This is a genomic window from uncultured Chloroflexus sp., assembly GCF_938091255.1.
In the GTDB taxonomy this organism is placed as follows: domain Bacteria; phylum Chloroflexota; class Chloroflexia; order Chloroflexales; family Chloroflexaceae; genus Chloroflexus.
Genome location: NZ_CALLJH010000002.1, coordinates 273,705 through 298,238 on the forward strand (window position 1 = coordinate 273,705; position 24,534 = coordinate 298,238).

Here is a 24,534-nt window from a genome sequence, read left to right on the forward strand (position 1 = left end):
GCAAGAGACAAAGCGCGGCATGATCCCAAACAACTATCCCTGCTGCGCCCTTCATACCTCTGCGTTTCCCTTCCTTTGCGACTTTGTTGCGTCTTGGCATCCCTAAAAAACCCCTTACAGTTTGACAAATGCCTATTCGCAACGATCCACTCATGTGCTATAATCAGACCAAACCGCCGCGCCATTGGGCGCGATTTATGTCGATATAATACCAAAAAACCGACACCTCAATCAGCATTTCGGACAAATGTTTCAGGTTTAGATCACCTATCTGCCCTTGATCACGCTTGTCAAGTGTAAAGATTTTTTAACGCGAGCATACCATGCGCGACTTTGTTCACTTGCATGTCCATTCCGAATATAGCCTGCTCGACGGCTACGCCACCACCAAAGGTATTGCCCAGCGCGCCGCCGATTTGGGCATGGATAGCATCGCCCTCACCGACCACGGGGTGCTGTACGGCGCGATGGAGTTTTACGAGGCAGCCAAAAAAGCCGGTATTCGCCCAATCCTCGGCGTCGAAGCCTATATGGCCCCCGGTTCGCTCAGCGACCCCGTGACCAAAGGGGCCAAGAATTATTTCCACCTGCTGCTGCTGGCCCAAAACGAGACCGGCTACCGTAATTTGGTTAAGCTCACCACCCGCGCCCACCTTGAAGGCATGGGCAAAGGTGTCTTCGCCCGTCCCCGCATTGATCGCAATCTGCTCGAAGCCCACCACGAGGGCCTGATCGTCACTTCGGCCTGTCTGGCCGGCGAGGTATTGCACTATCTCAAGAGCGGCGATCGCCGCACCGCCGTCGAGACAGCGGCCTACTACCGCGATCTGCTCGGTCCCGATCGCTACTACATCGAGCTGCAACTGCACGATAATACGCCCGAACTCGAATCGCTCAATGATGAATTGGTGCGCATTGCCCGCGAACTTGGCATTCCCCTCGTTGCCACCAGCGATGCCCATTTCGTCCGTCCTGAAGATAAAGCGACGCAGCATAAAGTGATGGCGATGGGCATGAATATGACCTTCGCCGAATTCTGTGCACGCGAATATGCGATGGACGAAACCTACCACATTATGTCGGGCGAAGAGATGTGGGCGCGCTTTAAGCGGTACGGTACCGAGCCATTGGAAAATACCCGCCGCATCTCAGATATGTGCCGACTCAAACTGGAGTTTGGCCGCGTCCAGTTGCCGGTATTCGAGCTACCTGAAGGACATACTGCTGCGTCATACCTGCGCCTCGTCTGTGAAGAGGGCTTGATGCGCCGTTTTCACGGCCAGCCGCCCGACGAGTATATGCGCCGGCTGGAGTATGAGCTGGACGTGATCAATAAGACCGGCTTCCCCGATTATATGTTGATCGTGTGGGATTACGTCAAGTTTGCCCGCTCGCGCGGGATTCCCTGTCTGCCGCGTGGCTCGGCGGGCGCGTCGCTTGTGCTCTACGCTCTCGGCATTACCGATGTCGATCCGGTCAAGAACAAGCTGCTCTTCGAGCGGTTTCTCTCGCCCGAACGGCTTGAGATGCCCGATATTGATACCGACTTCGCCGATTCACGCCGCCAAGAGATTCTTGATTACATTGCCCAAAAGTATGGCCGCGAGAATGTGGCCCAGATTATCACCTACGGCACCCTCGGCGCCAAGGCGGCTATTCGCGATATGGGCCGCGTGCTCGGCCTCGATCCCGGCGAGGTTGACCGGGTGGCGAAGCTGATCCCGTCGCTGCCGGTTGGCACCACCATCGCGCAGGCACTCGAGCGGGTGCCTGAATTAAAGCAGATATATGAGACCCAGCCCCACTTGCGCGAGCTGATTATCGAAGCGCAGAAGGTGGAAGGCCGCATGCGCTCGGTTGGCACCCATGCATGTGGCGTGGTGGTCAGCCGCACCCCGCTCGAAGAGATTGTACCGCTGCAACGCACTACCAAAGACGAGAATGCGCTAATGGCGGCGTTTGAGGGGTCAACGCTGGCGAAGATGGGTCTGCTCAAGATGGATATCCTCGGTCTCACTAACTTATCGGTGGTGGCCGAGGCGCTGAAGTATATCGAGCAGACCACCGGACGCCGTATGTGGCTTGATGAGATTCCGCTCGATGATCAGAAGGTGTTTGAGGCTTTGGGTCGCGGCGAGACCAAGAATGTGTTCCAACTTGAATCAGCGGGTATGACCCGCTACCTGATGCAGTTGAAGCCAACCCGGGTTGAAGACCTCTACGCTATGGTCGCGCTCTACCGGCCCGGCCCGCTCGAGCAGATTCCGGTTTATATCCAGAACAAGAACAATCCTTCACAGATTCGGTATCTCCATCCAGTGCTTGAGCCGATCTTGTCTGATACCTACGGCGTGATTGTTTACCAAGAGCAGATTATGCAACTGCTCCAGACGGTGGCCGATTATACGCTTGGTCAAGCCTATATCGTGATCAAGGCCATTAGCAAGAAGAACAAGGAGCTTATGGCCGAAAACGAGGCGATCTTTAAGCAGGGGTGCCAGCGCAAAGGCATTAGTAAAGAGGTGGCCGACCAGCTTTGGGAGCTGATCCTACCCTTCGCCGGTTATTCGTTCAACCGCCCCCACGCCACCCTCTACGGCTTGCTCAGCTATCAGACGGCATGGCTCAAGGTCAATTATCCGGTTGAGTATATGACCGCGGTGCTGACCGGCGCCGGCGGCGTGATTGAAGATGTGACCAAGGCCGCGCTTGAAGCGCGCCGGTTGGGGGTGGCGGTGCTGCCGCCCGATGTCAACCGTTCGCAGAAGGGCTTTACCATCGAGCCGCTGGCGAAGCCATTGCCCACCGGCGTCACTCACGATCGCGGGATTCGCTTTGGTCTGATGGCGATTAAAAATGTCGGCGAGGGGCCGGTCGAGGCGATTATCGCTGCCCGCGAGGCCGGTGGCCCGTTCCAGTCGCTCGAAGACCTCTGCGCCCGCGTCGATCGTCACGCCCTCAACAAGCGCACGCTGGAAAGTTTGATCAAGGCCGGCGCGCTCGATTCGCTGCCCGGCACTCGCCGCCAAAAGCTGGCCATCCTTGATCAGGCGGTCAACGCCGGCGTTGAAGCACAGAAGGCGCGTGAAATCGGCCAAAGCAGCCTGTTCGATATTTTCGGCGAGAGCAGCAATAGCGGCCCGACTGTTGCCCGCATCCCGCTGCCGCTCATTACCGAGACTCCCGCCGAGCAGAAAGAGGTGCTGCTGTGGGAGAAAGAGCTGTTGGGACTGAATATTTCAGACGATCCGATCGCCAAAGCGCTAGAAGGGATTGACCTCAGCGGGGCCACCGAGCTTGGCTCGATCAACGAAGAGCTGATCGGCGAGACGCTGACCTTCGTTGGCGTGTTGAGCGGTGTGCGCCGGATTGCAACCAAGAAGGGTGATTCGATGCTGGTGGCGATGCTCGAAGATCTCACCGGCAGCATCGAGATTGTGGTCTTCCCCAAGGTACTGGCGAAGTCCGCCGATCTCTTACAGAACGATGCGGTTGTGCGGGTAACGGCGAAAGTCGATAACCGACGTGATACGCCGCAGTTGGTGGTTGAGAGCGTGGAAGCGCCAAGTACAATTGATGTCGCCGCTAGCGCGCAACCGGTTGAGATGGATTTGGAAGGGATGGGTGAGGAATTGATCGGCGATATGGTGATCGAGTTGCCGGTGCCCGCATCCGCCGCGCAACCGGCGCCAACACCCCCTGCTGCTCCCGCCAGCGCGCCCGCCGCCGCTATGCCTGCCGCTGCCCCGCCAGCGGCCAAGCCGCCGGCAGTGCGTCCGCGCCAGCCGGTTAAGCTAGCCAGCAACGGCAATGGTAACGGGCATAGCAATGGCAACGGCCACGGGAAGACAGTCGAACCGGCCCGCGCCGATGGCCCGCCAGCGCGCAATCTGCGCATCTACCTGCCGCGCAGCAACGACTTCGACGCTGACGTTGCCTTGATGCAGCACATCCACAGCTTGCTTAGCGCCAACCACGGCCATGATCAGGTCACGCTTTACCTGCCCAATGGCGTCGGTATGGTGGTGCTGCAATCTCAACAAACTATCGAACTATCAGAGGAGCTGATCAAAGAACTACAGCAGATACTCGGCCACGAGCGGGTATTGGCGGCATAAGTAAAGCCGCCCGACGGTGCGGCTCAGGTGCAGCAGTTGACAAACGCAAAGACGCGAAGGACGCAAAGGCGCGTCAAGTGATTGTTGTTAGACCAATCCCCGGCGCTATCCCCCCTCCGGGTGCAGAGACCCCCACCTAGTAAAGCCGCCCGACGGTGCGGCTCTCTCCCGCGCGGCCGTGCAGCTCACGACGCTTCATGGGGATGCGGCCACCGCAAACCCGCCCACGAACGTCTGTTGCGAATGATGACTAAACAACACGAACGAATACTCACCAGCAGGGACATCACGCAGCGACAGCTCACCACTCACCCGCCCATCACCATCGGCGCGCACCGTTGTTACCGCCACCGGCGGCGCACCATCAGGTGGGTTATACCAAATCCCTACTGGCTCGCCGGGAGCAAAGCCAGCGGCAGCATAGGTGAGCGTTGAACCAGCCACCGTAATCTCCGGCGCGCGCCAGTGGTTCAATTCTGGGCCGGGGCCAATGGTGGTGCGCGGCACATTACTCTGCCCGTGGCCAAAGTCAGTCACGCTGTCACGGTAGGCCAAACGAGCCACGCGGCCAATCGCAACCCCATGCGGCGCATCATCCCGCACCCGGAAGCGGATAGTCATCCTCACTAGATCACGGTTAGCGGCCAGCGGGCCGGTGCGGATCGTAATCAACCCCGACTGCACCTCGCTCACCCACACCCCAGCCCGGCTCGGCGTCGCATCAAGCAAGATCAACGTATTGTCATCAAAGGGTAGCTCGATCGTTGCATCAAACACCGACCCACGGCCATAATTCTCCAGCACCAGATCGAGCGTCACCACCTCGCCGGGCCGTGCCACATCATCCACTCGCTGCGCTAAGGTAAGACGAGCCGGACGCCCGCCGCGCGCCAGATCCACCGTGTACTGGACATCATCGATCAGCCACGTGTCGCGCGTGCCGCTAACCTCAATCGTCGCGATAGTCTGGTTCGGCGGCGCGGTCAGCGTCACCCGATCAAGCTGACCGGTAAAGGTATTCGGCACAACCACCGCCGTCCCCAACACGATGCCGCCAGCAGCGAATGCCGTGAAGGTGAGCGGGTCTGAGGTGGAGGCTGCCGCACTAAATGCAACCACACCCGCCGGTAGTGCAATCGCTCCGGTACCGGCACCGCTCACCCGTGCAAAACCGTTGCCATTCACCGCAAAGGCGCAGGTGCCGCCGAAATCAGGGCATGACGCGGGGAAAGGTGCGTTGTAGCGCCCGCTGCGCAGATCGCCAAACCGCCAGCCAAATTGAAACACTAGCCCGCCGTAAGCGTCGATCGATTGATTATCAGGAAAACCTTCAAAATCGAGGGTAAATGTTCGCTGCGATTGGGCAGCCGCCACCGATACCGAAAGCAGCGAGCAAACGATCAATACGATGGCAACATAACAGCGCATGCAATCCTCCCTCGCAGCAGCGGCGGTCGCTTTCTATTATAGGGGGTAGCACCGGATACTTAGATGGCAAATTTGTCAGGAATGGAACGCCAGAGATAACGGTTTTGCGAGTAATACGCTTCCCGCACAGACTGGCGCTTGGCTGACCGCCGAGCATGCCGGGGAAACGCCGATCGACTCCAAATCTCGTCGTCTCGTGTGCGCCTCTAAAGACGTATGGGTCAACACTTTGCCCAGACCCGCTCCCAATATGCTCCTCTCCTTGACGAAAATCCAAGCGATTGATCAACTTAGCTGCTACGCTGCCTCAAGAATAAAGTTGTTTCCTTTCTATAACATTTTGCAATTTTAGGATATTGACAATAACACCTTCACGACATAGGCCAAGAACCATTCAACACAGTGTATGGTGCATTCGGAAGGAGATCGATGTGACCGAGCCACAATCGCAGACGAATCGCTCCAAATCCCTCTGGCCATTCTACCGTGATGACGTGAAGGGCAAGATGGCCGAGTTAGTCGAGGCCATTCTGGACAGCGCGCACGAAGCTGATGCAACGAAGCAGAAACAATACCGGCTGGTTATCTTCATTGATGACCTTGACCGTTGCTCGCCCGAACAAATGGTGCGCATGTTTGAGTGGCTGAAGGTGCATATGCTGGTGGAAGGATGCACCTATGTGCTGGCGCTTGATCACATTGCCGCTGCTCGCGCTATTGTTGGCCGATACCGCGAATACTTAAGCGAAGACCAAGATCTTGCTTATGGGTTGCGCTATCTAGAAAAGTTGATCGAGGTGGAATACGAATTAGGCATTGCGCGCAATGTCGAGCAGATGGCTATTAGGCAAGTACATCTTCCACACAAAGTGCCGTACCGAAGAGTTAGTGAAATGGCCCAACAATTACGCGGTGGCGACTTCCCCGGTGTGCAGCAAATTGATCAATTACTGTCACTACGCTCGCTGCTCGTACCGCGCACTATGCTCAAGATCGTGAACCGGTTTAAGCGGGTGATGGAATTTATCAAGAACATCCGCTAGCAAACCAATTGCCTGAGTCGTATCCGTTCTGGGTATTGTTCTTGATCGCTATGTACTACCGGCTCAACCCAGACCATCTTGATGATTTCATGCGCGGGCGCGGCGTGATGTATGAACTGTTGAAGAATCCGAGATCGGTGCAATCAGACAAATGGGGAACAGGCCCGTTTCGTGAATGTTGCCAGTATGCCGATCGTTTCGGCGCATCGGCAGGATCAAGTTTACAAGTACTTCGCGTAGAACATCTCCTTGCCTTGGCGTCAATCGTCCGTGAAAGCACATTTGATAGTCAGTTGTGAACAATAAGCGAACCTCTTTGCGTATCACGGCGCCTATATGCTCTGTTAGGATGAAGCATATGGGTGCGGCTGCTTTCCGCTGCCACTATCGTGAAATTCCCCCATTCCCTCTCTCCCCACGCAATGCTATAGTAGCAGTACGATCTGTCTGCCGGCAATGCAACCTCTCTGCAGATAGAGCGTATATGCATGCAACCTTCACGGTTGCTCAAATTCGATACCACAAGGTCGTTTACCGTCTTAAATGGCAAGACGGCAGGAAAGCGCTCGTTGTAGGGAGGTCGTATGTTTTTCGCTCACCGGTACTGGTTCGTCGCCTTTGTCGGTCTGCTCATCGTTGCCCTCACCGCTTGCAGCGGTGGCAATGCCACGCCGACCGCAACCCCCACCCAAGCCGCTGCCGCTCCCACCCGCACCCCTCGCCCCACCCGCCCGCCTGAACCAACCGCCACGCCACGCCCATCGCCGCCCGCTGCCTCAACCCAAAGCGGCCAATTAGCGCTGGTCGATATTGGCCCACTCGTAACCTATCGCCATGCGAGCGGCGTGTTCCGCATCGATGTGCCTAACAACTGGACGCTGCAAGACAATAGTTCGCCCGATGAGCTGTTGCTGATCTGGACGGACCCAACCGGCAATGGTGCGATTTTAGTGAATATCTTTGAGGATAACCGTAGCTTTACCGATCGCCAGTTGGTCAATCTACTCAACACCTTCCTCGCAGATCGCTTTGGCAATCAGCCCGACTTTCTCTACGAAGATCCCCGCCCCCAGAATGATGGTAGCCAACTGGTAGTCTGGTCGTATACCGCCACCGCCGATAACAATCTCAAAGTCACCTTGCTCGGCAACAGCTTTGTCGAACAGCGTGGCAACAAGGTCTCAATCTTGACCACCCTCGTGCCGGATGAGCAGTTTGACACCTTGCGCAACCAGACCGACGACATCATCAATACGTATGCCATCGATCCCAGCGCCACGCTCGGCAGCACTACCATCGGCGGCGGCAATACGAGCGGCGGCAGTCTGGCCCCGGTTGAGATCGGCCAGTTGCGCACCTATTCGCACCCGTCGGGTGTCTTTAGTATCGATCTGCCGGTTAACTGGACGCTCACCGACAGTAGCCGGCCCGGTGAGTTGATAATGGTCTGGACCGATCCCACGAACAATGCCGTGATTATCGTGGATGTACTCGAAGATCGCACGCAGTATAGCGATGATCAATTGGTGGATAAGTTGGTTGCCTATCTCGTGAATTTATTCGGCAACCAGCCCGATTTCTTCTACGAAGACCCTCGCCCACAGAACGACGGCAGCATTCTACTTGTCTGGGGGTACACGTCCACCGCATCAAATAATGTGCAGGCGTCAATGTTGGGCAACAGCTTCATCGAACAGCGCGGCAATAAAGTGGCCGTATTGACTACACTGGTGCCGGAAGAGCAGTTTGACACGCTGATCGACAAGACGAACGCGATCATTAACACGTACCGGATTAACCCGGACGCGCGGGTGCCATAAGCAGGCTGAGCGCCCGTAACCAACCCCACTATTCCCGGCGGCTGGGAATAGTGGGGTTGGAGTGTGTATGTGTAAGGTAAGTCCGACCCTTCATAGACAACAACATTCGCCCTATCGTTCGTCCCCACAAATATAGCCCAAGTTGTGACGAAGAATGCGTTGCAGATTCTCAACGAGACGACACGCAGATTACGCATGTTTGAACATCAAGACAGGAATACAATACGAACAACTTATATTAAGCAAAGTAATGAATTTGCCGCATAAACGCCCAAGATTTTTGCAACAGACCTGCACAGCAAACATGAAGATGATCGAAGTTGCTGTCGATAGTGATGAACCGTGCTAGATGCTCCGCTGGCATCGCCTTAGACAAGATAGTACCGCAGCTCACACCACTTATTCAGTTTAGCGTTAGTATATTAGATCGGAATTCGTTTCAATAATTTATTATTTAGATACTTCTCTCCACAAGGTCGCCTTCCAACTTATCAATAACTCGCATCAGCAACCATCAGGAAGGAGATCGCAATGTCCCGCTTCATTCGCCGGATCAGTCTCGTGTTCGCCTTGTGCTATAGCGTAGCAACAGCCTTCCCGACAGCCGTTTCGGCAACTACCACGGCCGATCTCATACCGGTAGCAACGGCTACGTTTACGAGGCCCGGCACAGTAAGGGTTCTTGTCCCGCTTAGCGGCGATCGTATGCTGATAGCGGGGGAATTTATCGCAATTGGCAACCATCCCGCCCAAGGGATAGCCATCTTGGACGCCGACGGTTCGATCGATCCATCGTTTCGAGTTGACCCACGCCTCAAGATACGGCTTATTAACGCGGCAGCCGTGCAGCCGGACGGTAAGATACTGATTGGCGGATGGTTTAGGATTCAGTCATTACCCGGATCGCGCTATCTCCTCCGCCTGCATGCCAATGGCCAAATTGATGACTCATTGCGATTCGAGACTCTTGGTATCGTGCATACACTTTTGTTCGATAACAACAAGATCGTCGTCGGCGGAAACTTCTGGCAACCTACCCCTTATCTTGCTCGGCTCAATCTTGACGGCTCCGCCGACACGTTGTTTCAACCGGGAACAGGCCCCAATGCCGCTGTGTACAGTATTGCCCGCCAAAACGATGGCAGATATCTCATTGCCGGCGATTTCACAACGTACAATGACGTGACGCAAGCCGGACTAGCGCGGTTGCAGCCGAATGGCGCGCTTGATACCGATTTCGTGCCGAGAGGTTGGCGAATCAGCCGGCGGATCGCCGTCCTGAAGGATGGAACGATAGTCGTGGGATCTTCGACGCCGTGCAATGATGAGTCGTTTGCATGGTATACGCCACAGGGTATACGCAAACCACTTCCCGAAACGCCGCCGTCGTGGCTGGCAGAGATCACCGCGCTGCTGCCGCTGCCCGACGGGGGTTTTCTGGTTGGCGGCTGGTATACTTTCAGTTGCGTACAGGGATCACCGGTAATTCACCGCGGCGAGGTATGGCGTTATGCCGCCAATGGCACATTCCACACGCTTACACAATTTAGTGAGACTTCTGATGTATTTGCTCTCGCCTTGCGGAATGATGAGAAACTGTGGGTTGGCGGCAACAGTGCGCCACAGCACGCAAGCCAAATCGGAATTTTCAATGGGTTGGCACTGCTTGATCTTGCCAATGATGGCCTCGAACGCATACCCGCCTACAATCTAGTGGTAAGCAACGAAGCCGACATTATGGGTATGAGCCTCTATCCAGACGGGCGTGTGCTGGTGGTTGGATCGTTCTCGCATGTGAACGGGCAACCCCGTTACGGGATCGCCCGCCTGCTCGCCGATGGCCGTCTCGAGCCTGATTTCGCGCCGTTCGCCGATCAACCGCGCAGGTGGGGCAGAATCGCTTTAGCGTTGGCTGATGGCCGCGCCCTCGTGGGGACAAATGACGGATTATATCTCATCAATACCGATCAGCAAGTCACAAATCTATCAGCTCTGAACAATTACAATGATCCATGGGTGTTAGCCCAGCAACCCGATGGCAAGGTGCTAATCGGCAACAACGGCTCGCTGCGCCGCTTGCGCGCCGATCTCAGTACGGTAGATATGGACATCAGTACGAGTGGAGCTGTCTACGATGTGGCAATCATTGCTGGCGGCAAGATACTGGTTGCCGGCACGATGGGGGTGATCCGGCTGCATAATGATGGGACGATTGACAATCAATTTACTGCCCCCGCCTTTACCAACGACGCCGGTGATCCATCAACAGTGAATAGTCTGGCCGTCTTAAGTGATGGCTCGATCATCGCCGGCGGGATCTTCACCCGAGTCAACAATACAGCCCAACCAACCATAGCCCGTCTCACCAGCACAGGCGCCTTTGACAACACATTTCCGGGACTGAACGGCGTCCAGTCGGTCAACACGATCTGCGCCCAAAACACCGATAATGCAATCTGGCTAGGTGGCTCATCTTCAGCGGGTCAGCCGCTTATTGCCCACATCTCGGCAACCGGCGCCCAACAGACTATCGCCACCTATACCGCGCTTAGCAATACCGGCTCCATTAGAAGTGTCTTATGCGCTTCCGATCACATGCGTTGGGCCGGCGGCACATTTTCGCTGATCGACAACCAGTCGTTTTACGGAGTAGCGCGCTATCTACAGGTTCGGAGCCGGGTGTTTACGCCATTAGTGATACGGTAAGCGGTACCCGTGCAAAGAGAGTGAAAACCATAAAGTGCGGCAGCCAAGCTGCCGCACTCCAGCCGACTGTCGTTGTCTTAACCCTTCGCCGCCGCGTAATGCTCGGCCACCTTCGCCCAATTCACCACATTCCACCACGCATCAACATAGGCGGCCCGCTTGTACTGATACTTCAGATAGTAGGCATGCTCCCAAACATCAATGCCGAGGATGGCTGTCTTGCCCTCCATCAGCGGATTGTCTTGGTTCGGCGTGCTCATAATGCTCAGGCTGCCATCCTTGCCGGCAACCAGCCATGCCCATCCCGAACCGAAACGGCCCAGCGCCGCCGCCTTGAACTGCTCTTTGAAGGCATCGAAGCTACCGAAGGCCGCGTCAATCGCAGCGGCTAGCTCACCAGTGGGCGCACCGCCGGCGTTCGGCCCCATAATCTCCCAGAAGAAGGTGTGATTCCAATGCCCGCCACCGTTATTGCGTACCGCAGTGCGGATAGCTTCGGGAATGGCTTCCAGATTGCTCAGCAGCTCTTCGATCGTCTTACCCTGCAAATCGGGGTAGTTGGCCAAGGCGTTGTTCAGGTTGGTGACGTAGGTCTGATGGTGATTATCGTGATGATAATGCATCGTCGCTTCGTCAATGTACGGCTCGAGCGCGTTATAGGCGTAAGGCAACGGTGGAACTTCAAATGCCATGAGTAACCTCCGAGACATTTTCAAACAATGACGGCCACCATTGGCCGTCAGCTCACGCGTATCTCTATTGTACCGCGAATTATCAAACTAATGCTACGCCGGAATACGATAGCGGCAGCAATGCCCGCCTTCGGCAATCGTCATATCACGGGTGATCGATGTTGCCAACAGATCTTCGTAGAGCCGCAACTCTTGATCGCAAATCTGCGGGTAACGGCGCGCAACACAATCGAATGGGCAGTTGTACTGCGTCATGAGCAAATCGCCATTATCAAGCTGCTCGCATTCGCACATATATCCCTGTGAGGCGAGCATATCAGCTAACGCGGCCACCTGCACCGCTCGCGGCTTGCCGGCCAATTTGGGCGCAAGATCAGCATTGAGTGTTTTACGCCGTTGCTCAAGCACTTCACTCACTGCCGCGTCACCGCCAACTGCCGCCATGCTCTCGATCAGCTCGCAGACCAGCCGTTCGTAATGCTTGGGAAAGAACGACTCTGCCCGCTCAGTAAGCGCATACAGATGCGCTGGCCGGCCAACGTTCCGGCGCAAGCCGCTAATGTAGACTAGCCCTTCCCGCTCGAGCGCGGTCAAGTGCTGGCGGATGCCAACCGCGCCGATTTCGAGCGCGGCGCTCAATTCAACGGCGCTCATCTCTCCGTGCCGGCGCAACAATTGCAAGATGCTGCGCCGCGTCGCCCCTTGTTCTCTGCGCTCAACTTTCATGGCCGGCATCACCACTTTACGTATATGATCCTATCGATATGGCCTTATGGTGAGTATATCAATCGCGCTATGGCCTGTCAAGGAAGAAGCGCGAATTTTGCCACTTTAGTAACATCATTCTTTCTTAATTCTCTGGTATAATGCTAAGAGATACGCAGTTAGGTTTTATGGAGTAGAGGGATGGGTCTCTTTTCTGGCAAGCAGCCGGCACAGGTGACAGAAGAGCAGATTTTGGCCGCGTTGCGGCAGGTGCAAGAGCCAGAGTTGGGCGGCGATCTGGTGTCGCGCCAAATGGTGAAGCATGTTGCGATTTGTGATGGGATCGTCCGCTGTACGATTGAGTTGACCACCCCGGCGTGCCCGCTTAAAGATCAGATCCGCGATGAGGTCGTCGCCGCGGTGAGCGCCGTTCCCGGCGTGAAAGAGGTACATGTCGATTTTAGCGCGAATGTGCGCCGGCCCGCCGGCATTCCTGAGCAGTCGGCCATTCCCGGGGTGGCCAATGTCATCGCTGTAGCTGCCGGCAAGGGTGGTGTCGGCAAAAGCACTGTAGCAGCCAATCTGGCCGTGGCGTTGGCTCAAATGGGCGCACAGGTCGGGTTGCTCGACGCCGATGTCTTTGGGCCGAGCTTGCCGTTGATGTTGGGAGTGCGCGGCCAGCCAACTGCGGTAAGCGACGCTAACGGCCAGCCGATGATGCTGCCGCTGAGCAATCACGGCGTTAAGGTGATGTCGGTTGGCTTTTTGATCGATGAGTCGCAGCCGGTGATCTGGCGCGGGCCGATGGTCAGCCAATTGCTGCGCCAGTTCCTCTATCAAGTGGCATGGGCGCCGCTCGATTATCTGATTATCGATATGCCCCCCGGCACCGGCGATGTGGCCCTGACCCTCGCCCAAAGCCTGCCGCTGACTGGCGCGCTGATTGTCACCACGCCCCAGCAGGTGGCGACGATCGATGTGATCAAGGCGATGGAGATGTTTCGCAAGGTGAATGTGCCGTTGCTCGGCGTGGTCGAGAATATGGCCTATTTCATTGCACCTGATACCGGCAAGCGTTACGACATCTTTGGCAGTGGCGGCGCCGAGCGGCTGGCCCATCAACTAGGGGTGCCGGTGCTCGGCCAGATTCCGCTTGGTATGAGCGTGCGCGAGGGTGGCGATACCGGCCAGCCCGCTGTGATTAGCGACGCGCCCGATGCCTACGCCAATATCTTTCGCGAATTGGCCCGTCAAGTTGCTGCCCGGATTTCGGTGTTGCAGTACGCGACGGTGTAAGGAAACTCGAAGACCCGGTTCGTAGCTCCCCGCTCGGCGGCAAGCACTATCCCCCTCCCCCTTGGGGTGAGGGCTAGGGTGGGAGCTACCTCCCCCTCCAAGCGAGAGCTAGGGTGGAGGCTGCACGGGGCGCAGACCGCTGGCCCGCTTATCAAGGGGACCATCGCCCCTAGCCTAGGGTACTCATCGCCCTCCCCTTCCGGGCGAGAGCTTGGGTGAGGGTGAATGCTGTTCACATCTTTAGTTGGTTTGGCTGTTCGTTGCGTCGTTGCGTGTTCACGATGAGGTGTATGCATGGCTGCTAAGCCGCTCCCCGGCACAATTCCAATCACCTTCTACGAGCCATCCCGCCATCCCCGCTACGCCACCGACACTCCCGCTCTCGACCAGTATGGCCGCAGGATCGACTATTTGCGCGTTTCGCTCACCGACCGCTGCAATATGCGCTGTGTGTATTGCATGCCTGCGGTCGGCATGCAGTTTGCTCCCCGCCCTGAGTTGCTCACCAACGATGAGTTGCTGCTCGTCATTCGCGCCGCCGCTCGCGCCGGTTTCCGCAAGTTGCGCCTGACCGGCGGCGAGCCGACGCTGCGTCACGATCTGATTAATCTGGTGCGCGAACTGAAACGGATTTCCGGGATTGAGCATATCGCGATGACCACCAACGCTCTGCGCTTGCGCAAGCTGGCCCAACCATTGCGTGAGGCTGGGCTGGATAGGGTCAACATTAGTATTGATACGCTCGATCCGGTGAAGTTTCGCATAATGACCCGCGGCGGCAATCTTGATGAGGTGTGGGCTGGGATCGAAGCGGCTGACGCTGCCGGTTTGCATCCGATTAAGCTGAATGCGGTCGTGGTGCGCGGGATGAACGATGAAGAGGTCGTGCGCTTGGCTGGGCTGACGCTGGAACGACCGTGGGAATTTCGCTTTATCGAGGTGATGCCGCTGACCGGAGTGGCCGGCTTGGCCGAAGAGGGAATTGTGTCAAGCGCCGAGCTGATTGCTCGCCTCGAACAGCACTACGGCCCGCTCGAAGAGATTGGCCATGCGCCGAGTGATCCGGCTCGCACTTACCGTTTGCCCGGTGCCAAGGGGGTGATCGGCTTTATTTCGAGCGTGAGCGATCCCTTCTGTTCGACCTGCAACCGTATGCGCCTCACTGCCGATGGCCGCCTCCACCTCTGCCTCTTGCGCGACGATGAGGTCGATCTGCGGGCCGCCGTCCGCAATGGCGCTACTGTTGATGAAATCGAGCAGATAATTCGCCACGCCGTTTACATCAAACCGTGGGGCCACGGCCTCCCCGAAGGCGTGAAACCAACCCTGCGCGGGATGTCGGAATTGGGCGGCTGAGCGCGCCGATTTCCAACATGTCTCTAACGATCAAGCGCCGGCTGAGAGATTACAATGCATGGTAGCATTGGTGGTATGCGCTTAGCGTTGTGGGTGCTTGCCAAGGTTCATTCATCTCTCAGCAATAGCGAGGGAGGCGTATGACAACGGAACCGTTGACGGAAACCGGACGACAATCTCATACCTTCAAGGCCGAAGTGCAGCAGGTGCTGTACATTCTGGCCCATTCACTCTACACCGACCGCGAAATCTTCCTGCGTGAGTTGATCTCGAACGCTTCCGACGCGATCAACCGGGTGCAGTTCGAGATGCTGACCAACCGCGAGGTGCGCAATCCTGAACTCGAACCGCAAATCACGATTGAGGTCAACAAAGAGGCGCGCACGCTTTCAATCAGCGATACCGGTATCGGTATGACCGCCGAGGAGATGGTCGAGCATCTCGGTACGATTGCCCAGTCGGCGGCGCGCGCGTTTGTGAAACAGGCCGGCGAAGGGGCTAAGCAAACCGCCAGCGAAATCATTGGTCAATTTGGCGTCGGCTTCTACTCAGTGTTTATGGTTGCCGATAAGGTGACGGTCGTGTCGCAGTCGTATCGGCCCGATGCGCCGGCGGCGATGTGGGAATCGAGCGGAGGTGATAGCTTTACTGTTGGCCCCGCCGAGCGCGCCCAACGCGGCACCACGATTACCCTCCATCTCAAAGAGGATGCAACCGAGTTCGCTGATCCGTGGCGGATCGAACAGATTGTCCGCCGCCACTCGAACTATGTCGCCTTCCCGATTATGCTCGATGGCCGCCAGATTAACGCCCGCACCGCGATCTGGCGTAAGGCGCCGCGCGATGTCACCGCCGAAGAGTACAATGACTACTACCGCCAACTGACCCTTGATAGTCAGCCGCCGCTCAGCTATATTCATATCTCGACCGACGCGCCGGTTGATCTGCACGCAATTCTCTACATCCCGTCCCGCCGCGAGCGTGGTATCCTCGAACGGCGGATCGAAGGCCAGATTAAGCTCTATTCGCGCAAGGTGTTGATCCTCGAAGAGGCAAAGGATCTGCTGCCGGCCCACTTCCGCTTTATCGAAGGTGTGGTTGACAGCGAAGACTTACCGCTAAATGTCTCGCGCGAGAGTGTGCAGAGCGGTACTGCTGGCGGCTCGCCGGTGATGCAGCGCTTGCGCAAGACGCTCACTGCTCGCCTGAACAAAGAGCTGAACGAGCTGGCCGAACGCGATCCCGAAAAATACCGCACTTTCTGGCAAGAGTTTGGCCCCTTTATCAAAGAGGGGATCGCAACCGATTACGAGCACCGTAACGATTTGCTCAAGCTACTGCGCGTGCAGACGACTAAGAGCGGTGACGAATGGATCACGCTGGCTACCTACAAAGAGCGCATGGTGCCCGGCCAGAAGGAGATTTACTACCTCATGGCGGCCAGCCGCGAGGCGGCGCTCAGTAGCCCGCACCTCGATCCGCTGCGCGCACGCGACATCGAGGTCATTCTCTTTACTGACCTCATGGACGGCTTTATGCTGTCGGGGTTGCGCGAGTATGAGGGTCTGCGCTTACGCAACATTGACGAGGGTGAGCTTGATTTGCCCGGTGAGGTTGAGCGGCCCACACCGGCGATTGACGATGCCCAATTTACCGCACTGGCCGAACGGATTGCAGCAACCTTGGGCGAGCGGCTGAAAGAGGTGCGCGCCTCGAAGGTGCTGCGCGATAGCCCGGCCCGCTTGGTCGCCGATGAGGCGGCGTTTGGCCGCGAGATGCAGCGCATCCAGCAGATGTTGGGCCATGAGGTGCAGACCGGACCGCGCATCTTGGAACTTAACCCGGCTCACCCCTTGATCGCTGCGCTAGCTCGCCGCGCTGCCGCTGATCCCAACGACCCGCTGATCCCGCTGGCCGCCGAGCAACTCTACGATAACGCGCTGTTGATCGAGGGCCTGCACCGCGACCCGGCAGCAATGGCGCCACGCATTTTGCGGCTGCTTGAATTAGCCGCCAATGTTGAACGGTAGCCGCAAAGAATTGGAAACGCAAGGGCGCAGAGAACGCAACGTGCGCAAAGGTGTTTGAAATTGGGGGTGTTAGTACAGTCGTACTTAAGCCCCCTACAATAATAAACTCTACCCCCTCTGCGCCTTTGCGTTTACCGCTGACGGCGTGCAACGATCAACCCCGCTCCACCCAACGCTATCACTGCCAGCACCACCCACACCCACCACCGCGCGCCACTACCGCCAGCAACCGGTGCCGGTTCGGCCGTGGGGGTAGGAACCGCCTCGGTAGGCGCTGACACCGAGGTAGCCGTTGGCACGGGATCCGGCGCTGCCACCAACGGACGCGGGCCAACGAACACCACTGTGGTGCGACCGAGCACACTGAATGTCCCATCAGCGCTGTAGCGCGATTGTGTCACCCGCTCGTCGCTCGAAGCGACCTGCACATCGTGCAAGCGTAGATCGCCGTTGGCCAGTTCGGGAATGGTGATTGTCACCGGATCAGGCCGGGCGTTGAACAGCACCACCACCTGCCCAATGTTCGGATCAAGTCGCGTCAGGCCGTTGTCGCTGATGCTCATCACGATCAGGCCGGGGATCTGATCCGGCCCATGATTGAAGAACGAGACCATCCGCTCGACCTCTGCGGCGGTACGTAGCCGGAAGAGTGGCGTACTACGACGAATACGCAGCATCTCGCGGAAGTGGTCGTAAGTGGCCCGCATCAGCGTTGCATCGGGTTTGAGATCAGGATTGGCCAACAATGGCGCCATGATCGGCCAGTTACTCTGATTGTCTCCCGCCGGCGGCAACCCCGATCCAAACGTGTTTTCTTGGCCACGCCAATCGATCCGATTGAACCAATCGGACGAGTTGTAGCTGTTGCGATCGAGCGATTTCGAGCGCAGCAGTTCATCGCCGGCGTGGAAGAAGGGAATGCCCTGCGCCAGCGCGGTCAGCGAGAGGCCGAGTTGCGCCATGCGCGCCCGCTCGACGATCGGCGTGGTGGCAGCCGCTTTGAGCTGCACCGCATCGAACAGCGTCTCGTTGTCGTGCGCTGACACGTAGACAATCTGCTCTTGCGGATCGAGTGTGTAGCCGCCGGCGGCGCCGCGGTATTTGATCTGCTCGCCGGGCACGGTACGGCCTTCGTAGTTGACCATGCGGTACGTCTTAAGATTGCCAGCTAACCCTAGCTTAATCAGGTCGGTTTCGGCAAGAAGCTTAATCCGCTGTGCATCGGGCGTGCCTTGCGGAAAGTCGCTCGGATCAGTGGCGAGACCGGAAATGAACCCCTGCAAGCGCGGATCATCGAAGGGGCCGCCGCCACGCGCTGCATCGCGCAGCCGGTCTGAGAAGGTGCCAATGCCGGTGCCGGCCATATTGAACTGGGTCGCGTTGATGCCGCGCACGTTGTTGGCAACCTCGCCGAAGTTCCAGCCCTCGCCGTAAACGATAATCGATGTGCCATCCACCCCGTCGCGTTCAAGGGTCAACGCATCGAGCGCCGCCCGCACCGCGAGCATGTTGTCCTTCATGTGGTGGCCCATCAGGTCGAAGCGGAAGCCATCGACCTTGTACTGTTTCGCCCACAACACCACCGAGTCGACCATCAGCTTTTCCATCATACGATGCTCGGTGGCAGTATTAGCGCAGCAGGTCGAAGTCGTCACATTGCCGTCGCCGTCGAGCCGGTGGTAATAACCGGGCACGATCCGGTCGAGCACCGAACGCGGATTCTGACCGCTGGCGTTAGTGTGGTTGTAGACCACATCCATCACGACCCGCAAACCGGTCTGGTTGAGCGCCTGCACCATCTCACGGAATTCAAGGATGCGCTGCGGGCCATCGGGGTTCGTGCTATAACTGCCTTCCGGAACTGAGTAGTGATAGGGATCGTACCCCCAGTTGAAGCCGTCGAGATCACGGATTGGCTCGATCAGAGCTTGCTGCTCAGGCGAATCAGGCGGCAGCGCGCGCAGTTGCTCGTAAGGCAACGGCACTTGCCGCTCGCGAATCTCTTCGATGGTGGCAATATCGAACGCCGGCAAGAGATGAACGTGTGTCACCCCGGCCTCGGCCAGTTCGGCCAGATGACGCATCCCAACACTCTCACGCACGGTAAAGGCGCGGAAGGTACCGCGCAAATCAGCCGGCACTGTTTCGTCGAGAATGCTAAAATCGCGCACGTGCAGCTCGTAGAGCACCACATCTTCGGGCGCGGCCAACGGTGGCTTGGGCAACGTCTCCCATCCGGGCGGCTGCAAAGCCGGATCGTTCAGATCGATAATCTGGCTGCGGGTGCTGTTGGCGCTCAGCGACACTGAATACGGGTCAGTGACCAGATTCGTCACTACCCGGCCCTCACTCGGCACATAGACATCAACTTCAAACAGGTAATACTGACCGATCCAGCTTGCCTCGCCACGAATGCTCCAGACGCCGGTCGCAGCATCGAGCGTCATCGGTAAGACCACTGCGCGCGTATCAGGGTTGACATCGGCGAAGCGGTGCAAACGCACTTGTCGAGCGGTTGGCGCCCAGACTCGGATCGTGGGCAAGCCGTCCTCGATGGTCACGCCAAGTGGGCCGTCGTAGGGAAAGAGTGCATCAAGCGCGCCGGGAATCTGCACGCGGGTCGCATCGAGCGGCTGGTCATTCTCATCGTACATCGCCACCACCAACTGGCCGCGGGTGAGACCGATCAGGCGCGCGCGGTCGAGCGGCGGCAGCTTAAAGGCGCTAAAGCCGGCCAAATGCGGGAACTTGGCTAATGCCGGGCCGGGGCCGGCCGGGGTAAAGGTCAGATCAAACCGTTGCCCACCCATCACCCCTTGCGGCGTCAGTTTGATCGCACCAGCCGGGTCACTAAACAGGGCGTAACGATACCGTGGTGTGCCGATCACATTCCACACAATCGTCTCGGCATCAACCCAATAAGCGCGAGCGCGCGAAATATCGCCCTTTGGCGCACCGGCGGTTGAAATCGTCACTTCACCACTCCCTGCGTTATAGCCGACGTACACCTCGCCGCCTTCGGCAACTTTCATCACAAACGGCGGGCCATTGGGGCCACCCTCACCAATCGCACCCCCCAGCGTCTCACCAATCGCCAACCGCAAGCGATACTCACCGGCGGGGATGCGATTGGTGGTAAAGGTATACAACCCATCGCCATCAGGGTCTTGCAGCCACGAACCGAGGCAGGTGGGATCATCGGCGGCAGCGCAACCGAGCGCGGGCTGAAAATCGCCTACGGCAACGATCAGCGGCGTGTTGATACTATCAGTCACCCAATGGGTCTTGTGGTCGTAGACAAAACGAACTGTGGTAGGTACAGACACCTGCAACGGAATGTTTGGCCCATCGCGGCGGGCATTAAGACCGTAATTCTCAGCCCAGCTATCGTTGAGCGCGACTTTATACTCATAGGAGCCTGCCGGCAAGTCAAACCGCGCGCTCCACACATCAACTGCGGGGTCGTAGGTCAGGTAGGTAATGCTGCACGACGGCTGCCAATCGCCGGGACAACCAAGCACACGTTGAATCGTACCGGGAATGGTGACGGTTTTGGGATCAGGCGTGGTTTGCGCCGCAATCGGCAAGGCAGCCAGCGACCACACCAGCCACAACGAGACTGCGAGCGCCAACAGCGCGCGCCGGCGCCAAAAACGAAGCTGCATAGCGATCACCCATGATAGTTGGCAGCGAAACTATTTGCGCGTAGTATAGCAGGTTGCGGGAATAATGCAACTATGACAAGAGCGCATCAGGGCGGGTCTTAAACCCGCCCTGACGAGACGCCCTCTGAGCGTGCGACTGCCGCAGCACCCTTACCATTCATCACCCATTGCCGCCGATCCACGCATGAAAATCGGCATCGATGGCGCGAGTAAAGCCGGTGATCATATGGTTCATCTTATGTTCCATCGCCCGCTCGCCGATCGCTTGTAACACATTGCTCGGCATCACCCACAGCACTCGCGGCACAGGAATCGTCATCGCTAATTCGACAGTATATTCGATATCAGTGCCATTGGCATGCGGGTAGAAGACCGCCTCGGCGAAGAGTTGGCCGGGAAAGACAAATCCTGTCAAATCGATGGGCGGGCCATCATCAACCGGCACAATCCGAATAGCACGGTGCGGTTCAAAGATGGCGGTAACATCGAAGTAGCCAGCCATCGCATGGCCATGACCATCAGTAGCACCGACCACGAGGCGGTAGCGATTGGGCGCGTAGGCGAAGACCTCAATCACATCCGGCAATAGGCTAAAGACCGCAGGAATATCGCAGAAATACTCAAAGGCCAGCTCGAGTGGGCCGTTGAAGCGGAAGAGGTGGACAGCAGCACCGTTGAGATCGACGGCTCGACGACGATCATCGTTGGCGATAGAGGGCGTGTAGGGCGCCGACATAGACGCTCCTCGGCGCAGCTTCAGCAGTGAAACTGCACAAATTTCATATATGACATCAATTACCGCTAGTATAGCATCTCCATGCGCTTTATGCAAGCGCAGACACACCGGCAAGGATTGACGTTTTGCTTTTTGCGTAATAGAATGAGACACAGAACCGCGACAACAGCGCCGCAACGAAGCTAGCGGCGGGAAGGAGCGATCAATGTCAGTCAAAGAGAGCGGCGGCATCTTTAGCATGATGTTCCGTGAGGTTGGTCTTTTCTGGGAGCAAGCGTGGAAGTGGGCTGAAGATCAGGCCAAAGCCGATCGTGAGCAAGAGAAGGTCGATCAACAGCGCCGGCTGGCCGAAGCGCAGGCCCGCCTGCTCGAGCAAATCCGGCTTGCCAAAGAGGCCGGCCTTGATGTTGATCGGATTATGGCTGTGATGCAACAAGAATTGAAGAAATAATTCCTCTGGGAATAGTTACGGAACAGCGGGGCGGCTCACCGCCCCGCATTTTGCATGATTACCGCCGCACTCGCTTCTCGCATGTCGGCTATAATAAGCCGGTAGGAATCAGCGCGTCGCGCTGAGCATAAGCGTTGATAACCAGCCCGAGGAAGCGGCATGCCCAAAGATGTTATTACCCAACGCAGCGTTGATTATAACCAGTGGTACCTTGATATTGTGCGCGAAGCCGATCTGGCCGAAGTTGCCGAGGTCGTGCGCGGCTGCATCGTGGTTAAAGCGCATGGCTGGGCCATCTGGGAATTGATGCAACGCGCGCTCGATGACCGGATTAAAGCCACCGGACATTCAAATGTGCAGTTCCCTTTGCTTATTCCCAAGAGCTTTATCATGAAAGAGGCCGAGCACGTCGAGGGCTTCGCGCCGGAAGTAGCCGAAGTCACCCGTGCCGGCGGTGAAGAGCTGGCCGAACCTTATGTCATTCGCCCGACCAGCGAGACAATTATCGGCTATTTCTACAGCAAGTGGATCCGCTCGTACCGCGATCTGCCGCTGCTCTATAACCAGTGGGCGAACGTGATGCGTTGGGAAATGCGCACCCGCCCTTTCCTGCGCACCGCCGAATTCTGGTGGCAAGAGGGTCATACCGCCCACGCGACCGAAGCGGAAGCCGAGGAAGAGACGTTGCGCATCCTCCATGAGGTCTACGCCGATTTTGTCGAACGAGAGATGGCGGTACCGGTGATTCGCGGTCTCAAGACCGAAAAAGAGAAATTCCCCGGCGCACTCCGTTCGTATTGTATTGAGGCGATGATGCAAGACGGGCGCGCGTTACAGGCTGGCACTTCACATAACCTTGGCCAGAATTTCGCCCGCGCCTTTGATATTACGTTTACCGATCAGAACAATACCATCCAGTATGCGTGGACGACCAGTTGGGGGGTGAGTACTCGTCTGATCGGCGCACTTATTATGACCCATTCTGATGATGAAGGACTGGTGCTGCCGCCGCGTCTAGCCCCAATTCAGGTTGTGGTGGTGCCGATCTACAAGAATGATGAAGAGCGCAGCACGGTGATGGCAGCCGTTGCCCGCATGACTGCCGCATGGAAAGGCCGGCTGCGGTTTAAGGTTGATGACCGCGACAACTATAGCCCCGGCTATAAGTTTAACGAGTGGGAATTGAAGGGGGTGCCGGTGCGGATCGAGATCGGGCCAAAGGACGTGGCGAAAGAGACGGTTGCGCTCGCGCGCCGCGATATTCCCGGCAAAGCCGGCAAGAGCTTCGTGCCGCAGGCCGGCCTGACCGAGCGGATCGAGGCACTGTTGGAAGAAATGCAGACCACTCTCTTCCAGCGCGCCCTTGCCTTCCGCGAGGCCCATACCGCCGATGTAACCACCTACGACGAACTGAAAGAGCAAGTTGAGCGCGGTTTTGCCCGCGCATTCTGGGCCGGCGATACCACCGACGAAAAGCGCATCCAAGAGGAGACGCGGGCAACCATCCGCTGTATTCCGCTGGAACAACCCGGCACGGTTGGCCGCTGCATCTACACCGGGCGCGAAACCGATCGGCAAGTCATCTTTGCCCGCGCCTATTAATGTGTGTCGCCGAGGAGCGCTATGAGCACAACGTTAACCAACTTAGCCGCCTTCATCCGCGAGCGCCTGCCGCAGACCAGAGAACGCTTGTGCAAAGCCGTACAAGCCGAAAGCAGCGGCTATGCCGCTATTCCTGCCGCTGACTTAAGCCCAGCCCTGCAACGTTCGGTTGAAACGATCTGCGCGCTCTTCGGCGACAACGATAGCGGGCCGGTCAACGAATGGGCACCCCAGATCGGCGAGCGCCGCGCCCGCATGGGGCTCTCACTTGACGATATGATGACCGTGGTGACACGTATTCGCGAGTTTTGCTGGCAAGAACTCGATGCGTTTGGCAGCGACCGGCTTGCCATCGGCGATGTGCGGCGCTTCGAGGATGCGATCAATGAGTTTAACCGGCTGTTGCTGCTCGGTTATAGCCAAGCAATGCTGGCCCTTCAGCAAGAGTTGCGCGATCAGGCCGAGCAGATCGAGGCCCAACAACAGACCATCCGCGAGTTGAGTACACCGATCTTACCGCTCTACGAAGGGATTTTGGTCTTGCCGTTGGTCGGCGCTATCGATAGCTTCCGCGCCGGTCAGATTATGGAACGCCTGCTCACCGCCATCGCCGAGCGTCAGTCAGATATTGTGATTATTGATATTACCGGCGTACCGGTGATCGATACCGCAGTCGCCAATTACCTCTTGCAAACCGCACGGGCAGCCCAACTGATCGGCGCGCAAGTGATTTTGGTCGGGATTGGCCCTGAAATCGCCCAGACCATCGTGCAACTAGGCGTTGATCTGCGTAACATTCAGATTGGTGCAAATCTCCAAGCGGGGATTGAATTGGCATTGAGCCAGTTGGGGTATACGATTCGCTAACCGATACGTTTGGTGATAC

The 24,534-nt window shown here is 57.4% G+C and carries 16 protein-coding genes; 11 read left to right on the top strand and 5 right to left on the bottom strand.

Annotated features, from left to right (window positions below; genetic code table 11):
* Nucleotides 1-323 precede the first annotated feature (323 nt).
* The gene (gene dnaE / locus Q1A00_RS01535; RefSeq protein ID WP_298400990.1) at nt 324-4,118 is read left to right on the top strand and encodes a DNA polymerase III subunit alpha; all 3,795 of its coding nucleotides are present in this window, start codon (nt 324-326) and stop codon (nt 4,116-4,118) included.
* 195 nt (nt 4,119-4,313) lie between these two features.
* Here dnaE and Q1A00_RS01540 read toward each other — a convergent pair whose 3' ends face one another.
* Entirely contained in the window at nt 4,314-5,546 is a 1,233-nt protein-coding gene (locus tag Q1A00_RS01540; protein ID WP_298400992.1) for a hypothetical protein, read from the bottom strand.
* A gap of 431 nt (nt 5,547-5,977) precedes the next feature.
* Here Q1A00_RS01540 and Q1A00_RS01545 point away from each other — a divergent pair, with 431 nt between their 5' ends.
* The 4 genes from Q1A00_RS01545 (at nt 5,978) to Q1A00_RS01560 (ending at nt 11,115) form a co-directional block, all read left to right on the top strand.
* A complete protein-coding gene (locus Q1A00_RS01545; protein ID WP_299754916.1) occupies nt 5,978-6,589 on the top strand; it encodes a P-loop NTPase fold protein in 612 nt (203 codons plus the stop codon).
* A 50-nt stretch (nt 6,590-6,639) separates the two neighbouring features.
* Nucleotides 6,640-6,888, top strand: a complete 249-nt coding sequence (locus Q1A00_RS01550; protein WP_299754919.1) for a hypothetical protein — start codon at nt 6,640-6,642, stop codon at nt 6,886-6,888.
* A gap of 285 nt (nt 6,889-7,173) precedes the next feature.
* Nucleotides 7,174-8,409 carry a hypothetical protein gene (locus tag Q1A00_RS01555; protein WP_299754923.1) on the top strand — a complete coding sequence of 412 codons (1,236 nt, stop codon included), beginning with the start codon at nt 7,174-7,176 and terminating at the stop codon, nt 8,407-8,409.
* 531 nt (nt 8,410-8,940) lie between these two features.
* Nucleotides 8,941-11,115: a delta-60 repeat domain-containing protein gene (locus Q1A00_RS01560; protein WP_299754927.1), complete on the top strand. Its 2,175-nt coding sequence runs from the start codon at nt 8,941-8,943 to the stop codon at nt 11,113-11,115.
* Nucleotides 11,116-11,192: 77 nt separating this feature from the next.
* On the opposite strand, the gene Q1A00_RS01565 is transcribed toward Q1A00_RS01560, so the two are convergent.
* Both Q1A00_RS01565 and Q1A00_RS01570 read right to left on the bottom strand, forming a co-directional pair.
* A complete protein-coding gene (locus Q1A00_RS01565) occupies nt 11,193-11,807 on the bottom strand; it encodes a superoxide dismutase (RefSeq protein WP_299754930.1) in 615 nt (204 codons plus the stop codon).
* Between the two features lie 93 nt (nt 11,808-11,900).
* The gene (locus Q1A00_RS01570; protein ID WP_298401006.1) at nt 11,901-12,533 is read right to left on the bottom strand and encodes a helix-turn-helix domain-containing protein; all 633 of its coding nucleotides are present in this window, start codon (nt 12,531-12,533) and stop codon (nt 11,901-11,903) included.
* Between the two features lie 180 nt (nt 12,534-12,713).
* Between Q1A00_RS01570 and apbC the strand changes: the two genes are divergently transcribed.
* The 3 genes from apbC (at nt 12,714) to htpG (ending at nt 17,194) form a co-directional block, all read left to right on the top strand.
* The gene (gene apbC / locus Q1A00_RS01575) at nt 12,714-13,808 is read left to right on the top strand and encodes an iron-sulfur cluster carrier protein ApbC (protein ID WP_298401007.1); all 1,095 of its coding nucleotides are present in this window, start codon (nt 12,714-12,716) and stop codon (nt 13,806-13,808) included.
* A gap of 294 nt (nt 13,809-14,102) precedes the next feature.
* The gene (gene moaA / locus Q1A00_RS01580) at nt 14,103-15,164 is read left to right on the top strand and encodes a GTP 3',8-cyclase MoaA (protein WP_298401010.1); all 1,062 of its coding nucleotides are present in this window, start codon (nt 14,103-14,105) and stop codon (nt 15,162-15,164) included.
* A 140-nt stretch (nt 15,165-15,304) separates the two neighbouring features.
* Nucleotides 15,305-17,194 carry a molecular chaperone HtpG gene (gene htpG, locus Q1A00_RS01585; RefSeq protein WP_298401012.1) on the top strand — a complete coding sequence of 630 codons (1,890 nt, stop codon included), beginning with the start codon at nt 15,305-15,307 and terminating at the stop codon, nt 17,192-17,194.
* A gap of 131 nt (nt 17,195-17,325) precedes the next feature.
* Here the strand turns inward: htpG and pulA are convergent, their stop codons facing one another.
* Entirely contained in the window at nt 17,326-20,859 is a 3,534-nt protein-coding gene (gene pulA, locus Q1A00_RS01590) for a pullulanase-type alpha-1,6-glucosidase (RefSeq protein WP_299754935.1), read from the bottom strand.
* 160 nt (nt 20,860-21,019) lie between these two features.
* A complete protein-coding gene (locus Q1A00_RS01595) occupies nt 21,020-21,595 on the bottom strand; it encodes a DUF1997 domain-containing protein (protein ID WP_298401017.1) in 576 nt (191 codons plus the stop codon).
* 205 nt (nt 21,596-21,800) lie between these two features.
* On the opposite strand from Q1A00_RS01595, the gene Q1A00_RS01600 reads away from it, so the two are divergent.
* From Q1A00_RS01600 to Q1A00_RS01610, 3 genes are all read left to right on the top strand, one after another.
* Nucleotides 21,801-22,046 (top strand): hypothetical protein, encoded by a 246-nt coding sequence (locus Q1A00_RS01600; RefSeq protein WP_298401019.1) that lies wholly within the window; start codon nt 21,801-21,803, stop codon nt 22,044-22,046.
* A gap of 159 nt (nt 22,047-22,205) precedes the next feature.
* Nucleotides 22,206-23,648, top strand: coding sequence for a proline--tRNA ligase (gene proS, locus Q1A00_RS01605; RefSeq protein ID WP_298401022.1), 1,443 nt, complete (start codon nt 22,206-22,208; stop codon nt 23,646-23,648).
* A gap of 21 nt (nt 23,649-23,669) precedes the next feature.
* The gene (locus Q1A00_RS01610) at nt 23,670-24,515 is read left to right on the top strand and encodes an STAS domain-containing protein (RefSeq protein WP_298401025.1); all 846 of its coding nucleotides are present in this window, start codon (nt 23,670-23,672) and stop codon (nt 24,513-24,515) included.
* Nucleotides 24,516-24,534: the final 19 nt, after the last annotated feature.